We start from the raw sequence: 13917 nt of genomic DNA on the forward strand, positions 1-13917 counted from the left end.
AAACGCTCTAAATTGGTTTAATCATTGTGGTCTATTTTTTGAGCCTATTCGATAGTTATTTTTGTGGTTTTTTTGATCGCAAACTGCTGTAAGTGAACGTTTTCAAGCTTTTATTTCTGAATGGAATACAAAAGCACATCCTTTTGGTTGGAATGAAAAGTCAACTTTGAAAGTATCGCAAAGTGCCAAATTCCAGATTCCAATTCTACGGCCCAAATAGACTTAGCGATCGCAGCTTAATTTCCGACCCTTTTTTGTGATTATTTATACTTAGTAGCAAAAAGTTGGTATCGACAAGATAAGTCACTTAAATATCTTCGGACTCCTGATCGTCGTATATTCCTGCCCGACTTAAAGCAGACTCTTGATAGTAGGGGCGTATCTCGCCTATGGCTCTCTGCCCATTCCCAAAAAGCTGTTATCCACTCAAGATCCGTTGCAGTTTTGTAAAATGGTTGCTCCTGTTTTGATTTTATCAACTGCTCAATCAATGCATCTAAATGTGGCTTAACCACTTCAACAGGGAGCTTAGTTACGTTTGCTAACACCTGCACAACGCCTTCTAACTATTCTTTGTCAACCTCTGGGGGTAATGGTAGTATTTAATTATTATTGTTGACCACGCTCGTAGCTCTCCATAAATAATATTGTATCTACTTTCTTCATTATCAGGTAGTTTTGGAATGTAGAGTTGAGTTTTTCCAAAATGTCTTTAACTGAAGAAATTCTTTCCCAATTACCCGGCAATGTTTTAGGAGGTTTGCGCCAAAGCGATCGCATCCTCACATCTGTGCGAGAAAACTCTGCACCTATCCCAATGTTAGTTAAAGAAAGTCAACAGCCTTTAGGCGTTGTAGACTTCGATGTAGTTATCTGCGGTGGTACTTTAGGCATTTTAATTGGTTGCGCCTTGGCGGTGAAGAGGCTACGGGTGGCGTTAATGGAAAGGGGAATTTTGCAGGGGAGGGAACAAGAGTGGAATATTTCTCGCAAAGAATTAGATGTGTTTGTGGAATTGAACTTGTTAACAGAGGAGGAATTAGCAAGTGCGATCGCCACTCAATATAACCCAGCGCGAGTTAGTTTTGATGGCGGTACAGAAGTTTGGGTGGAGGATGTTTTGAATATTGGTGTAGATCCAGTTTATCTACTAGCTACTTTGAAAACCCGATTTCTCACCGCTGGTGGAAAGTTGTTAGAAAACACACCCTTTACCGAAGCGGTGGTTCATCCAGATGGGGTGATGGTAAATAACCAATTCAAAACTCGGTTGTTAATCGACGCGATGGGACATTTTTCACCCATCACCCAACAAGCACGCCAAGGAAAAAAACCAGATGCCCTGTGCTTGGTGGTAGGAAGTTGCACCCAAGGTTTTCCAGAAAATAACTCAGGCGATTTATTATTATCATTCACATCTTTGCAGAATCAATGCCAGTACTTCTGGGAAGCATTCCCAGCCAGGGATGGCAGAACCACTTACTTGTTCACCTACATGGATGCACATCCTCAACGTTTGAGTTTAGAAGCTCTATTTGAGGAATATCTGCGTCTTTTACCAGAATATCAGGGAGTGGAATTGAGCAAGCTGAAATTTCAGCGGGCGCTATTTGGTTTCTTTCCCACCTATCGCCAAAGTCCGCTAAAAACTCCTTGGAGTCGCATCCTACCAGCCGGAGATAGCAGTGGTAGTCAATCTCCTTTGAGTTTTGGTGGTTTTGGGGCAATGGTACGTCACCTGAAGCGTTTAACATTTGGCATTTACGAAGCGCTGGAAACTGAACAATTATCTGCAAAAGCCTTAGCACTGCTGCAACCCTATCAGCCAAGTCTGACTGTCACCTGGTTGTTTCAAAGGGCGATGAGTGTTGGTGTAAATCAGAAAATTGCTCCAGATCAAATAAACCAACTCCTCGCAGTGGTATTTCAGGAAATGCAACAGTTGGGTACACCAGTGCTAAAACCATTTTTACAGGATATAGTGCAGTTTTCAGCATTAACACAAACACTGTTAAAAACTGGTTTATCCCATCCAGGATTAGTTGCCAAGATAATTCCCCAAGTAGGTTTAGGAAGTTTGTTAGATTGGATGGTGCATTACGGAAACTTAGGTGTATATACTGCCTTGTTTTGGTTGAGTCCAATGCTAGAAACATGGATTAAGAATCAACCAAATGAACAACAATTTTATTGGCATCGTTTAATTGATGCCTGGAAGTATGGTTCTGGCGCTGATTACTCAGATGAAACTTAGAATTTTACCTGTGTGAAAATAATATGATTGAACGGAAATCTTTAGGGATAAAATACTTTGCGGTGTTGATTGGTTTTCTGCGCGATCGCCAAGGATTTCTAGAGGAAGTTCGCCAAAGTACAAGATTACCAAATAAAATTATTTCTCTGCTGGTTTGTAGTTCCTTATTTATCGCTGCTTATGGCGGAATCATTGGTGCATACCATAGTTGGATGCAAGCCTTGTCTTCCGCCATTAAACTCCCAGCCCTTTATTTAATCACACTCCTGATTTGTATCCCGACGTTGTACTTTGCTAATATTATTTTTGGTTCAAAGCGAACTTTTGCACAGCATTTAGCATTAGTTTTAACTGCTGTTTCAGTTACAAGCGTACTTTTATTTAGCTTTGCTCCAATCACACTGTTTTTCTTGATTACCACCAATAATTACCAATTTTTAATTCTGTTAAATGTCTTTATCTTTGCCATAACTGGATTTATTGGTGTTTCGTCTTTATATCACGCCACGAGTTTAGTTTTAGAACAAGATAATGAAGGTAGCAAGACACGCCAGAAAATTTTACAATTTTGGCTATTTCTTTACGCTTTTGTAGGTAGTCAGTTAGGATGGACTCTCAGACCGTTTTTTGGCACACCTGGTTCTGCCTTTGAACTATTCCGCGAAAGAGAAGGTAATTTCTATTTGAGTGTAATTCAAGCTATTAGCTATCTTTTGGGAATCCATTAATGAGTTATTAGTAATTTAACAAAATATAAAAGATATAAATTTATGCTGAAAAAGCCAAATCGCGGAATTCAACAATTTGGGGTTTTGGTTAATTTACTCCGCGATCGCCAATCATTCTTAGAAGAAATTCGTCAGGGAATCCGATTACAAAATAAAATCAGTTCTCTGTTTGTAACTAGTTCTATTTTCTTTGCCATCTATGGTGCAATTATTGGTGCATCTAACAGTTGGGCACAGGCATTATCTGGTGCTATTAAACTTCCAGCATTTTATTTATTAACACTGATTATTTGTTTCCCGACTTTATTCTTTTTTAATGTTTTGTTTGGTTCCCGGAGCAGTATTCAACAGCATTTTGTTGTGTTACTCACATCTGTATCAGTGATTAGTGTGCTTTTATTCAGCTTAGCACCAGTTACGCTATTTTTTCTGATCACTACACCCGATTCTTATCAATTTTTTAAACTGTTGAATGTGTTAATTTTTGGGATTACAGGCATTTTTGGCGTTAAATTCCTGTATGAAGGAATGCAATTACTTTCTCAACAAGATGAAGTTGGTAAAAAAACCCGCACCACTATTTTAAGATCCTGGTTATTGCTTTATGCCTTTGTTGGTATGCAGTTAGGATGGTTTCTCAGACCGTTTTTTGGTGCCCCTGACTCGAAATTTGAATTGTTTCGGGCGGTGAAAGGCAACTTTTATCTTGATATTGTAGCGGCAATTTCTGAAATTTTAGGTTTGCACTAATCTAAGATTGATACCAATACCCTTGGTGTTAGTGATATTTTTGACATTTATGCGTGAAAACTGGGAGTGGCATTAATAGAAGATATCACGAGTGACTGTGGTAGTACTGCATTTACTAGAGAGCGTTAACTAGGGTAAAAAATTTCTCTGATGACTTGTAACACTTTTGCTAACAGTGTTGGGGCGTGAATTTACCCCATCTAGAGTTAGAAAATTATGGGATTGCATCCGAAATCAGCTTATTTGAAGATGTAGAAGATTTTGTCAGCATAGAAAAGCAAAATCATGAAGCGAAATTTATTTAGTGTAATTGCTCTTTTAGCAACATCTACTTTAGTTGGGATTAATAGCCCTGCTAATGCTAGACCTAGCAGTTATCAGAAAAGCTGTAACCACATCTCAGTTTATGGCAACATTCGCTCAGCTTATTGTAGCCAAAGCAATGGTTCGTTCAAGAAAACTTCAATAGAATTACAGGGGATTGAAAATATTAACGGCACTTTAAAAGTGACTGACCCTAGTAAATCTAGCAATTATCAGTTCAGTTGCCAGCATATCCGCATCAGAGGAAACTATTTAAAAGCTGCTTGTAAAACAAGAGATAGCACACTTCAGTGGACTTCAACAGTCTTGCAAGGAATTGAAAATGTTGAGGGTGCTCTGAAGTATACCAGCAGTCCCTGAGTCGAAGTAAAACCGACCTCCAAAACGGCGATCGCGAAATCAGCGAACTTCTGAGTACGAAATACCTGACTTTCGTCTGACACTACAGTTGAGTGGAGCGTTGCCGATCGAGTTCCGACAGGGCGATCAACTGTATAAGACATGTATTAAAACCAGAGTATTTAAACGACTCACATTTAGACTTATCGTCAATACATGTACATGGTGAGGCAGCGCGGTTTTCTCCCTTTGGGAGAGGCTAGCGCCAAGGGGAGCCAGTTCCTTCTTTTGTCAGGAAGGAACTGGCTCTCCTTGAGCGACTGCTGAACCCAAAGAGGGAATACAATTCGAGTTTACTAAAGGTAATATTTTAAAATCAAACAGTTGTTAATTCTTCACAAAAAAAGAATCACAACTGTGGAGAATAATAGCTCGCGAGTGTATTGGCTTTTTGCACTAGGAACAAAAATAAGTCATCCAGTGTCTAGAGACATAATGCTTTCTCTAAAAGCCCATAACACTTACAACGGCATGGCATCAAGTTGACAGCCTTTTGATGAGGTGAACAACAGCGCAACCTTTACCCACAACTAATAATTGCAGTTTATTGATTACAATGTGGTTTCATGAATAAATTTGTAATTGGCAGTTTTTTAGCACTTTTGATTCCTGTGGGATACACACTAGCTCAACCCGTACCATCCAGACAACTAGTTAAACATGTAACTACTCCTAAACCAACTACTATTAGGTTGAGAGATAACAGTACATTGACTGCCGAAAAATTGATTCCACAAGCTAAAATTCTTGCCAGGGTTAATAAAAAAGCTGTGATTAAATCTATCAAACTTGTGCATTTTGGCGAACATCTAGCCACCGGTAAAAAAGTGGTTGGTGTAGAGTCCCAAAATCCAGTGATATCCAGCAATCGATTAGTGTATGAATTGATTACGGAATTGACAGATTTTACAATTCCCCGCGCCGGTCACTTTGATCGTGCTACCATCACAACGATTATTGACGCTGAGACAGGAGAGGCTTTGAGTAGTGATATTTATGCTCCAGCAGGTGCATTTCAATCTAACCATGACGCCTTACCACCTCGTGAGCAATGGAAAAACAAGTAAGGGGTATTAGTAGCATTGGATGCTGTTTGTTAATTTTTATTTACTAACCACTACTGGTGTTTTAATCTCAGTAAACCAAAATTTTTTTAAGTAATTAAACTATAGAGTAGGGTAGCACAGCTAGCTGTGCTTCCTTATGACACTGCATTGCATCTTCTAACTAAGTAATGATCTTTGGAGTTATAAAACTCCCAATACGCTACAACAGAAAAAACCCTCTGCTAAACCTATGAAAAAACGAGTAACACTCACCTTCCCGAAACGCGCCGTGCAAATGCCAGTCACTTATGTACTGGCCAAAGAGTTCAACGTCGCTGCCAATATTATCCGTGCCCAAGTTGCTCCAAATCAAATTGGCAAACTGGTAGTAGAACTATCGGGAGATATCGATCAACTAGATGCAGCGATCGAGTGGATGCGATCGCGCCATGTTAGCGTTTCTTATACATTAGGCGAAATTGCGATCGACGAGGATGTGTGTGTCCACTGTGGTTTGTGTACTGGGGTTTGCCCTACCGAAGCCCTCACCCTCCACCCAGAGACATACAAGTTGACATTCACGCGATCGCGCTGTATCGTCTGCGAACAGTGTATCCCCAGCTGTCCTGTACAGGCAATCTCTACTAACATTTAAGATTACAGAGGTAAGGGTTGGGTTCTGATTCAATTTTTGCTAGCCTTTTAAAATTTTTTACATCTGTATTTTCGGGTTTGGGTTTTTACGTTTGTAGCTGTGAGAACCAACAAACCATAAGTAATAATCAGTGTAAGCAAGTCCTTCTATATCAATTTTTTGGTCTTTAGGTGCAGGTAAATTGATAAATTCTGCTACCCAAAATTGTTCATGGTCTGTAAATTTATCAGTATCAACCAAAGAGAGACGTTCAATAGTTGAGGTTTCATCTGACCCCAACTATAAATACTTCTGATGTGTTAGCCGCACTGCTGATAAGTCTTCTCTATGTTCTTTAAAATTATCTACAAAAGTCAAAGAAACTTGACTGAGCAAATGTGAGTTTTTCATTATAAATCATGTTAATAGTTACAAAAATGTTAATCATGCTATTATGATGTCAAGTTATATCTCCGTAAAAAATTATCTAAAAAATATAGCTGATATCAAATCGCCAGGGGGAATCTGCTACTTAGACCTTTGATAGATATTGCAGATTTATCGAAGAGTATGCAACTATCAATAGTCATAAACATACTTTACAATCCTCATTGCATAAAAAAATATCAAAAGTAGATACAAGTTTTTAACTAATGTTATTATGCAATAACCTCATGAGGTAGTAATTAAGATCAATTATGAAATTAGCCACACAACCCACGGTAAAAACTTTGGGGGACTATGCCTACCAAGCGATTGAAAAACACTTTAAGAAAACCTTGAAGTGGGAAAAATCAGTGAAGAAAGATGAAGATCCAGAAGCGCTACACCAAATGCGAGTGGGAATGCGTCGCCTACGGACAGCGGTAAGTCGGTTTGGGCTTGCAGTGGATGTGCCAAAACCAGTCAGCGATAAAAATATCGGTAAAATAGCCCGTCGTCTTGGTAGTCTCCGAGATTTAGACGTACTCAAAGAAAGTTTGGAAAACAATTACAAACCAAACTTACCATGCAAAGAGCAGGAATCTCTGCAAACAGCTTTCACAGCTTTGGCGAAACAACGTGAAGATGTACAATCGAGTGTGCAAAAAACGTTAAAGGATGAATCGTATAAGTCTCTAAAAGATGCATTAGATAAGTGGTTAGATAAACCCAGTTATCAACCTTTAGCATCTATTCCCATTCAACAAGTGCTACCAGATTTACTTTTACCAGAAGTAAGTAGTTTTTTACTGCATCCGGGTTGGCTAGTTGGCACCCAATTTGTGGAATCAGAAGTGAAAATTCATAAAAACTGGAAACCAGAAAAGATAGAAAAACAATTGACAACAGAAGGTGAAGTTCTTCATAGTTTGCGAAAAGAAGCTAAACGTATACGCTACCAGATGGAGTTATTTACTGATTTGTATGGCGAGTCTTATGAAGCTTGTCTTACAGAAGTGAAAAGTATCCAAGAAATTTTGGGTACGATGCAAGATAGTGCGGTCTTAACTGACTGGCTTTCAGATGTCTTCAAGTCAGAAATTCAGACTGAGTTACCCACTCTTGCTACTTTGTTAACTAAAAATCGTTACCAGTCGTGGCAGCAATGGCAACCTCTGCAAGAACGGTATCTGAAAACTGAAACTAGACATAGTTTTCATTTAACAGTATTGCACCCGCTTTCAGGAGTAATAAATTAAAAGTTTCTTTTTGTTGGGCAAGGATTGGACTAACGAGCAGATAATTGAATAGGAGCCTCTAGCGACAAAACATAAACACTGCTCTGAGGAATCTGGACAATACGGGTATTTTCGGCAGAGCGCAAACCTGAAATTAGTCCAACAGCGCTTCCTAGCATTGCGCCTCTGTCAAACTGTTCGGGATCACCTTGGTTGAAAAAGCCCAAGGTACTTCCACCAATCCTGCCCCAAACAGAGCCATTCTCGATCGCTTTATCATTAGCTCGGATATGGGTAATGGTAGTGCCAGGAATCATCTGACTTGATGCTTTAATTGAGACAATTCGACCGTTGACAACCAATGATTGCGCTACAATTTTAGCGCCTCCATCAGTGGGTTTGAGGGTAATAGTTACAGGAGTATTTTCCGGGGCTACAACATTACCCTGATTATCTTTAATAGCGCTAGCTAAAGGAAGTGTGAGGGGATAATCCTTTTTTTGCCCGACATCTACGGTCACAGACGCTGGAAATGAGACAATAATCGCTGTATCTTGAGGAATGTTAATCTCTTGATTGACTGCTTGAGTTGGCTGAAGTGGCTGAGTCGTTATTGGTTGGGCGATCGCTGGTAGTATGATGGAACCTAACACAGACATAGAACAGGCAAGGCTCAAGAACATTTGCGTTTTCATCACCGTTTTTCCCTTTGATGTGAGTAGTGTTTTTTAGGATTGAATCCCTTCACTCAATCAATAGGTTTGCAGTTATAGGTTTATGCAACCTTGTATCAGAAAAATATTTAATTTCTTACCTCGCTCCCAGTCTCCGGCTGGGAATGCCTATTTTGAGGCTCCACCTCCCCAATTCACAACAGAGCCGCCATGAAAATGCATTTCCTTTTTAGAACCTGGAAACGATAATTTACAAAAATTAAAGGTAATATAGCAGTCCTAAATCATTAGTAAAAATAATATATCTCTTTCTTATTTCTTCCCTTTGTGTCCTTTGCGTTCAACTCTTGGAGACGCTGCACGTTGGCGTCAGCCTCTCCAAGAGTTGGGGGTTTGTTTCCTTATCTATATAGAACTTACGCACAAGCAACGGAAAATCGTAGACGCATACTCCTACCGAGAAGCAAGCTACGCGGAGCGTCTGTCTGCGACACGCTGCGCGAACGTAGAGAAGCGGCTTGCCGCAGGCTACCACAGAGTCCGCAGAGAAGCCAGTCTGCCCTTCTCCCTTGGCGTTAGCCTCTCCCTTTGGGAGAAGGGGAGACGCCAAGGGCGATAGCGCAGCGGTAGCAAGCCTGTAAGCGTCTGCGGTTAAGAGACTTGTACTCCTACGGAGAAGCAAGCTATACGCAGCGTCTCCCCGCAGGGTAGCAACTGGCGCGACACAGAGATCAGAGGTTAAAGAAGAATTTATGGACTAAGATTTCCATCCACCTTGAAAGGGCTAGTCCTAACAGTATTAGCGATCGCATAACGCAGCATCTTAATCTGTTGCAGTGCGTTATGCCTTCCATCGAATGCAGACTATGGAATTAAAAGTTTTGCACTTTATTAAATCCACTTTTCTAAGTACAGCATTTGATTAATTTGTAGCAAATTAAATCTGGTAATAACTTGCAATACCAATGTATCGGCTGCATTGTTAATGCGTTTCCCTACAATGCCAATGCATCCTGATACAATATTAATGCGTCGGCCGCATTGTTAATGGATCTCCTTACAATGCCAATGCATCCCGATACAATGTTAATGCGTCCCCTTACAATGCCAATGCATCGCGATGCATTGTTAATGCGTTCCCCTGCATTAAAAAGGCTACACTTTTACATAAAACTGTACTAAGTGACAATGCTAGCCGATAATTTGGAGATAAATGAAACGATCGCGGCACAATTTGCTCAATTAGTGCTGAATTGCATCGGGCGGGAGTATCCCAACAGTAATCTGTATTGGGCTGATAGCGACGAGGATATAAAACCACCGCGTAAATTAACTCCTGCTTTTTATGGCTGCTTAGATTGGCATTCAGCCGTACATGGTCACTGGTTGCTGGTACGTTTGGTGCGTCACTTTCCTGAAGCCTCTTTCAATGCAGCTTCAAAGCAAGCACTTGAGCAGAGCTTAACACCTGAGAAGATTCAAGGAGAGATTGCCCATTTCCAACGGCTACCCTTTTATGAATTTCCTTATGGCGTGGCATGGCTTCTGCAACTAGCTGCGGAACTTCACGAGTGGAATCATCCTCAAGCCAAAGAATGGCGGATTGTATTAGAACCGCTCGAAAATTTGATTGCAGGTAACTTACAGCGCTGGATTGAGGCACTGAAAATCCCAAATCGCACAGGGATGCATAGCCAAACAGCTTTTGCTCTTGGTTTGATGCTAGATTGGGCACGGATTACCGAAAATACTGATTTCACTCAGTTAGTGGAGAACAAAGCACGGCAATTCTATCTCAATGATCGCAACTACTCCTTACAATTCGAGCCGCTTGGCTACGATTTTCTCTCTCCTGGACTTGCTGAAGCAGACTTGATGCGGCGAGTCCTCCCAACAACAGCTTTCACTGACTGGCTCACCGATTTTCTTCCCCAAATACCAATTGAAAATTGTGCAAATTGGTTACAACCGAATATAGTAGATAATCCTCAAGATTATATGCAATCCCACTTCTGGGGTCTTAATCTCAGTCGCGCTTGGATGCTTGATGGTATCATTTCTGGATTAGCAAATAGCGATCGCCGCATAGAAACACTTCGCTCTGTTGCTGTTCACCATCGTCAGAATGGACTAGCAGATGTTGTAATTGAACATTATGCAGCTAGTCACTGGCTAGGAACTTTTGCTGTTTACCTCCTAACGAATCGTGGGTTGCAAGGGCAAATTATTTGAACAGTCTACGCCATCTAAGCTAAACCACATCTAGTTTGCGTAATCTGAAATTGTCCATTTCTTGTGGGGTGGGCGACACGAGCGGTCAATATATGCTTTGGTTTTTGTCCAACAGCTTAACAATGCATCAGACTTTGTAAAAACTCGAACAATTAGCTTAAACACATAAGTAGTAGATTAAAGGGGGATTTTCCCAATCCCTAATCTCCTATGCCCCAAACCTTAAAAGATGCCAAGTAAATATCCCTTAGCTGACTGAGACTGTCAGGATCAGAAAGTAAAGAGTAAAAGGCAATCTATTTTGACTTTTAACTTTCTCCTTTTGTTCAAATTTCCACAACGGGAGGTTTAATCTTGACTAAATTGAAAGTTGGTATCAATGGCTTCGGTCGAATCGGGCGACTTCTGCTTCGTGCTGGCATCGATAACCCCAACATTGAGTTTGTGGGGATTAACGACCTAGTACCACCAGATAACCTCGCTTATCTGTTAAAGTACGACTCAACCCACGGTAAATTAAAGCACAAGATTGAAGCCAAGGAAGATGGCATCCTGATTGACGGGCACTTCATTCCTTGTGTGTCTGTGAGGAATCCAGCAGAGTTGCCTTGGGGAAAATTAGGTGCAGATTATGTCGTGGAATCTACGGGACTCTTCACTGACTACGAAGGAGCCGCAAACCACCTGAAGGCAGGTGCAAAGCGAGTGGTAATTTCCGCTCCCACCAAAGATCCAGATCGAGTTCCTACCTTGTTAATGGGTGTCAATCATCACCTATTTGACCCCAGCAAGGATATAATTGTCTCCAATGCTAGCTGCACTACCAACTGTTTAGCTCCGATAGCTAAGGTGATCAATGACAACTTTGAGTTGACTGAAGGATTGATGACCACAGTCCATGCCATGACTGCCACCCAGCCAACTGTAGATGGCCCCAGCAAGAAGGACTGGCGCGGTGGTCGAGGTGCAAGCCAGAATATTATTCCCTCCTCCACAGGTGCAGCTAAAGCCGTAGCACTGGTTTTACCAGAATTGAAAGGTAGGTTGACTGGTATGGCATTACGAGTTCCGACTCCCGATGTCTCTGTAGTTGATTTAACTTTCAAAACTGCCAAAGCCACCAGTTATCGGGAAATCTGTGCTGCCATGAAGGAGGCCGCTACCGGTTCACTGTCGGGTATTTTGGGCTATACAGATGAAGAAGTAGTTTCCACAGATTTTCAAGGCGATACCCATTCCAGTATCTTTGACGCAGGTGCTGGGATTGAGTTGAACTCCAACTTCTTCAAGGTAATTGCTTGGTATGACAACGAGTGGGGTTACTCGAATCGTGTGATTGACCTGATGTTGTCTATGTCACAGAAGGAAAAACTCGCACCGACAGCGGCTGTGGTTTGATTGGTCATTTGTCATTGGTCATTGGTGATTAACTTTTGACTTTTGAGCGCCAGTTCGCACAAATCGGGAGACTTGCCCATGCGACTGGCTCCCCTTGACCTTTGATTTTTGGGATTTGGGTCAAATGGTAAATACCCCTAAAACAAAACGCAATCTAGTACAACGCAGCGTAAATAAACATACCATTTTAAATGGCGCAAAAGCCCGGAATACAATTCTTTTGACTTTTGACTTCCGCCTTGCTGTACTAGTATCTTTATTTAGCAAACCAGTGATATGAAGCACGTGTGAATTTGGATGATTTGGGCGATCGCTCAAACCATCCAAATTTGCAGGTTATTCCTCAACTCCCAATCCCTATGCGTCGAACCAAGATCATTTGTACTGTTGGGCCTGCTTCATCTGCACTTGAAAGGCTGCAAGCCTTAGTAGAAGCTGGAATGAATATGGCGCGGCTGAATTTTTCCCACGGAGCCTATGAATTCCACGCCCAAACGGCTCAGTATCTCAGACAAATTAGTACTGAGCAGCAAAAGCCGATCGCAATCATGCAAGACCTGTGTGGCCCCAAGATTCGCTTAGGAATCTTACCACAGGAAGGGTTAAATTTAGAAGCTGGTAGTGAAGTCACCTTTGTTTTGCAACAAAAAGGTGAGAGTATCGACGAATTACCCCTACCATTGCCGACTTTGTTTGCAATGGTGCGACCAGGCGAACCGATTTTGATTAATGATGGTCGCGTCAAGTTGATTGTTACTGATCGCGATGCCGATCGCATTCGCGCCCAGGTGAAAATTGGCGGGTTAATTTCTACGCACAAAGGAGTAAACCTGCCAGAAACTCCTTTACCTGTCAGTTCGATCACCGAAAAAGACTTGCTGGATCTGCGCTTTGGGATTCAGTTGGGTGTAGACTGGGTAGCGGTGTCCTTTGTGCGATCGCCACAAGACTTAGAACCCGCCAAGCGAATGATTGAAGCCGCTGGGGCTTCCATCCGTTTAATTGCCAAAATCGAAAGAGCAGAGGCAGTAGAAAACTTTGACTCCATTCTGAAAGTTGCCGACGCGATTATGATTGCCCGTGGCGATTTAGGAGTCGAAGTGCCAATTCATGAAGTACCCCTAATTCAAAAAGATATTATTCGCCGTTGCAATCGTGTTGGCAAGCCGGTGATTACAGCCACCCAAATGTTAGAGTCAATGATTAGCGCCCCTGACCCCACCCGCGCTGAGGCAACCGATGTTGCCAACTCCATCTTAGATGGTACGGATGCAGTAATGCTTTCTGGTGAAACTGCCGTCGGACAATATCCCATTGCTGCTGTCCAGATGATGCACAATATCGCCGTGCGGACAGAACAGGCTCTAGATGAGGGTAGCAAACATGCCTGGTGTCATGAAGCAGGCAGTCTCAGCGTTACCGAATCGGTAGCAGAATCAGTGTGTCGCATCGCCTATGAAACAGGCTCACGGGCAATTCTCTGTAACACGACCTCCGGAAGTACGGCGAGAATGGTGTCTAAATATCGGCCAACTTCTCCGATTATTGCCTTAACCTCTGATATCACTGCTTATCGCCAGTTAGCACTTTCTTGGGGTGTGGAAGCTTTGCTCATCCCACCAGTCTACAATGCTGAAGAGATGTTTACCAATGTGGTGAATACAGTTGTAGGCATGGGTCTAGCAAATAAGGGCGATAAGGTGGTAATTACCTCTGGGGTTCCAATTGGTAAATCAGGAACAACTAGTTTAATCAAAGTGCATTCCATTGGACAGCCAATTTCAGCATAAGGCGCTTAGAATAGGGCTGTGGCTGTG

At 41.8% G+C, this 13917-nt stretch carries 11 protein-coding genes and 1 pseudogene; 10 read left to right on the forward strand and 2 right to left on the reverse strand.

The features are described 5' to 3' along the window. Positions 1-706: 706 nt before the first annotated feature. The 6 genes from V7K48_RS10655 (at position 707) to V7K48_RS10680 (ending at position 6156) form a co-directional block, all read left to right on the forward strand. The gene (locus V7K48_RS10655; protein ID WP_335072175.1) at positions 707-2254 is read left to right on the forward strand and encodes an FAD-binding oxidoreductase; all 1548 of its coding nucleotides are present in this window, start codon (positions 707-709) and stop codon (positions 2252-2254) included. A 23-nt stretch (positions 2255-2277) separates the two neighbouring features. Next, the gene (locus tag V7K48_RS10660; protein ID WP_335072177.1) at positions 2278-2982 is read left to right on the forward strand and encodes an actin-binding WH2 domain-containing protein; all 705 of its coding nucleotides are present in this window, start codon (positions 2278-2280) and stop codon (positions 2980-2982) included. Positions 2983-3024: 42 nt separating this feature from the next. Next, entirely contained in the window at positions 3025-3732 is a 708-nt protein-coding gene (locus V7K48_RS10665) for an actin-binding WH2 domain-containing protein (RefSeq protein ID WP_335072179.1), read from the forward strand. Positions 3733-4017: 285 nt separating this feature from the next. Further along, the gene (locus V7K48_RS10670; protein ID WP_335072181.1) at positions 4018-4416 is read left to right on the forward strand and encodes a CVNH domain-containing protein; all 399 of its coding nucleotides are present in this window, start codon (positions 4018-4020) and stop codon (positions 4414-4416) included. A gap of 605 nt (positions 4417-5021) precedes the next feature. Beyond that, positions 5022-5522: a hypothetical protein gene (locus tag V7K48_RS10675; protein WP_335072183.1), complete on the forward strand. Its 501-nt coding sequence runs from the start codon at positions 5022-5024 to the stop codon at positions 5520-5522. 229 nt (positions 5523-5751) lie between these two features. Then, entirely contained in the window at positions 5752-6156 is a 405-nt protein-coding gene (locus V7K48_RS10680; protein ID WP_334968663.1) for an NIL domain-containing protein, read from the forward strand. A 7-nt stretch (positions 6157-6163) separates the two neighbouring features. Here the strand turns inward: V7K48_RS10680 and V7K48_RS10685 are convergent. Then, positions 6164-6435 (reverse strand): annotated as a pseudogene (locus tag V7K48_RS10685) (DUF3616 domain-containing protein); the annotation flags it as partial. A gap of 398 nt (positions 6436-6833) precedes the next feature. On the opposite strand from V7K48_RS10685, the gene V7K48_RS10690 reads away from it, so the two are divergent. Continuing rightward, positions 6834-7817: a CHAD domain-containing protein gene (locus V7K48_RS10690; RefSeq protein WP_335072185.1), complete on the forward strand. Its 984-nt coding sequence runs from the start codon at positions 6834-6836 to the stop codon at positions 7815-7817. Between the two features lie 29 nt (positions 7818-7846). Here V7K48_RS10690 and V7K48_RS10695 read toward each other — a convergent pair whose 3' ends face one another. After that, positions 7847-8491, reverse strand: a complete 645-nt coding sequence (locus V7K48_RS10695; protein WP_335072187.1) for a hypothetical protein — start codon at positions 8489-8491, stop codon at positions 7847-7849. Positions 8492-9658: 1167 nt separating this feature from the next. Between V7K48_RS10695 and V7K48_RS10700 the strand changes: the two genes are divergently transcribed. From V7K48_RS10700 to pyk, 3 genes are all read left to right on the forward strand, one after another. Beyond that, positions 9659-10702 carry a DUF2891 domain-containing protein gene (locus V7K48_RS10700; protein ID WP_335072189.1) on the forward strand — a complete coding sequence of 348 codons (1044 nt, stop codon included), beginning with the start codon at positions 9659-9661 and terminating at the stop codon, positions 10700-10702. Between the two features lie 354 nt (positions 10703-11056). Next, positions 11057-12100, forward strand: a complete 1044-nt coding sequence (gap, locus tag V7K48_RS10705; RefSeq protein ID WP_335072191.1) for a type I glyceraldehyde-3-phosphate dehydrogenase — start codon at positions 11057-11059, stop codon at positions 12098-12100. A gap of 359 nt (positions 12101-12459) precedes the next feature. Continuing rightward, positions 12460-13890 (forward strand): pyruvate kinase, encoded by a 1431-nt coding sequence (gene pyk, locus V7K48_RS10710; protein ID WP_335072322.1) that lies wholly within the window; start codon positions 12460-12462, stop codon positions 13888-13890. The last annotated feature ends 27 nt before the right edge of the window (positions 13891-13917 follow it).

The sequence above is a fragment of the Nostoc sp. genome, assembly GCF_036919615.1.
GTDB lineage: Bacteria > Cyanobacteriota > Cyanobacteriia > Cyanobacteriales > Nostocaceae > Nostoc.

What these genes read in the sequence shown, in the direction of transcription:
- V7K48_RS10655 (WP_335072175.1), top strand. Translation starts at nt 707, where the DNA reads ATGTCTTTAACTGAAGAAATTCTTTCCCAATTACCCGGCAATGTTTTA.
- V7K48_RS10660 (WP_335072177.1), top strand. Translation starts at nt 2,278, where the DNA reads ATGATTGAACGGAAATCTTTAGGGATAAAATACTTTGCGGTGTTGATT.
- V7K48_RS10665 (WP_335072179.1), top strand. Translation starts at nt 3,025, where the DNA reads ATGCTGAAAAAGCCAAATCGCGGAATTCAACAATTTGGGGTTTTGGTT.
- V7K48_RS10670 (WP_335072181.1), top strand. Translation starts at nt 4,018, where the DNA reads ATGAAGCGAAATTTATTTAGTGTAATTGCTCTTTTAGCAACATCTACT.
- V7K48_RS10675 (WP_335072183.1), top strand. Translation starts at nt 5,022, where the DNA reads ATGAATAAATTTGTAATTGGCAGTTTTTTAGCACTTTTGATTCCTGTG.
- V7K48_RS10680 (WP_334968663.1), top strand. Translation starts at nt 5,752, where the DNA reads ATGAAAAAACGAGTAACACTCACCTTCCCGAAACGCGCCGTGCAAATG.
- V7K48_RS10690 (WP_335072185.1), top strand. Translation starts at nt 6,834, where the DNA reads ATGAAATTAGCCACACAACCCACGGTAAAAACTTTGGGGGACTATGCC.
- V7K48_RS10695 (WP_335072187.1), bottom strand. Translation starts at nt 8,491, where the DNA reads ATGAAAACGCAAATGTTCTTGAGCCTTGCCTGTTCTATGTCTGTGTTA.
- V7K48_RS10700 (WP_335072189.1), top strand. Translation starts at nt 9,659, where the DNA reads ATGCTAGCCGATAATTTGGAGATAAATGAAACGATCGCGGCACAATTT.
- pyk (WP_335072322.1), top strand. Translation starts at nt 12,460, where the DNA reads ATGCGTCGAACCAAGATCATTTGTACTGTTGGGCCTGCTTCATCTGCA.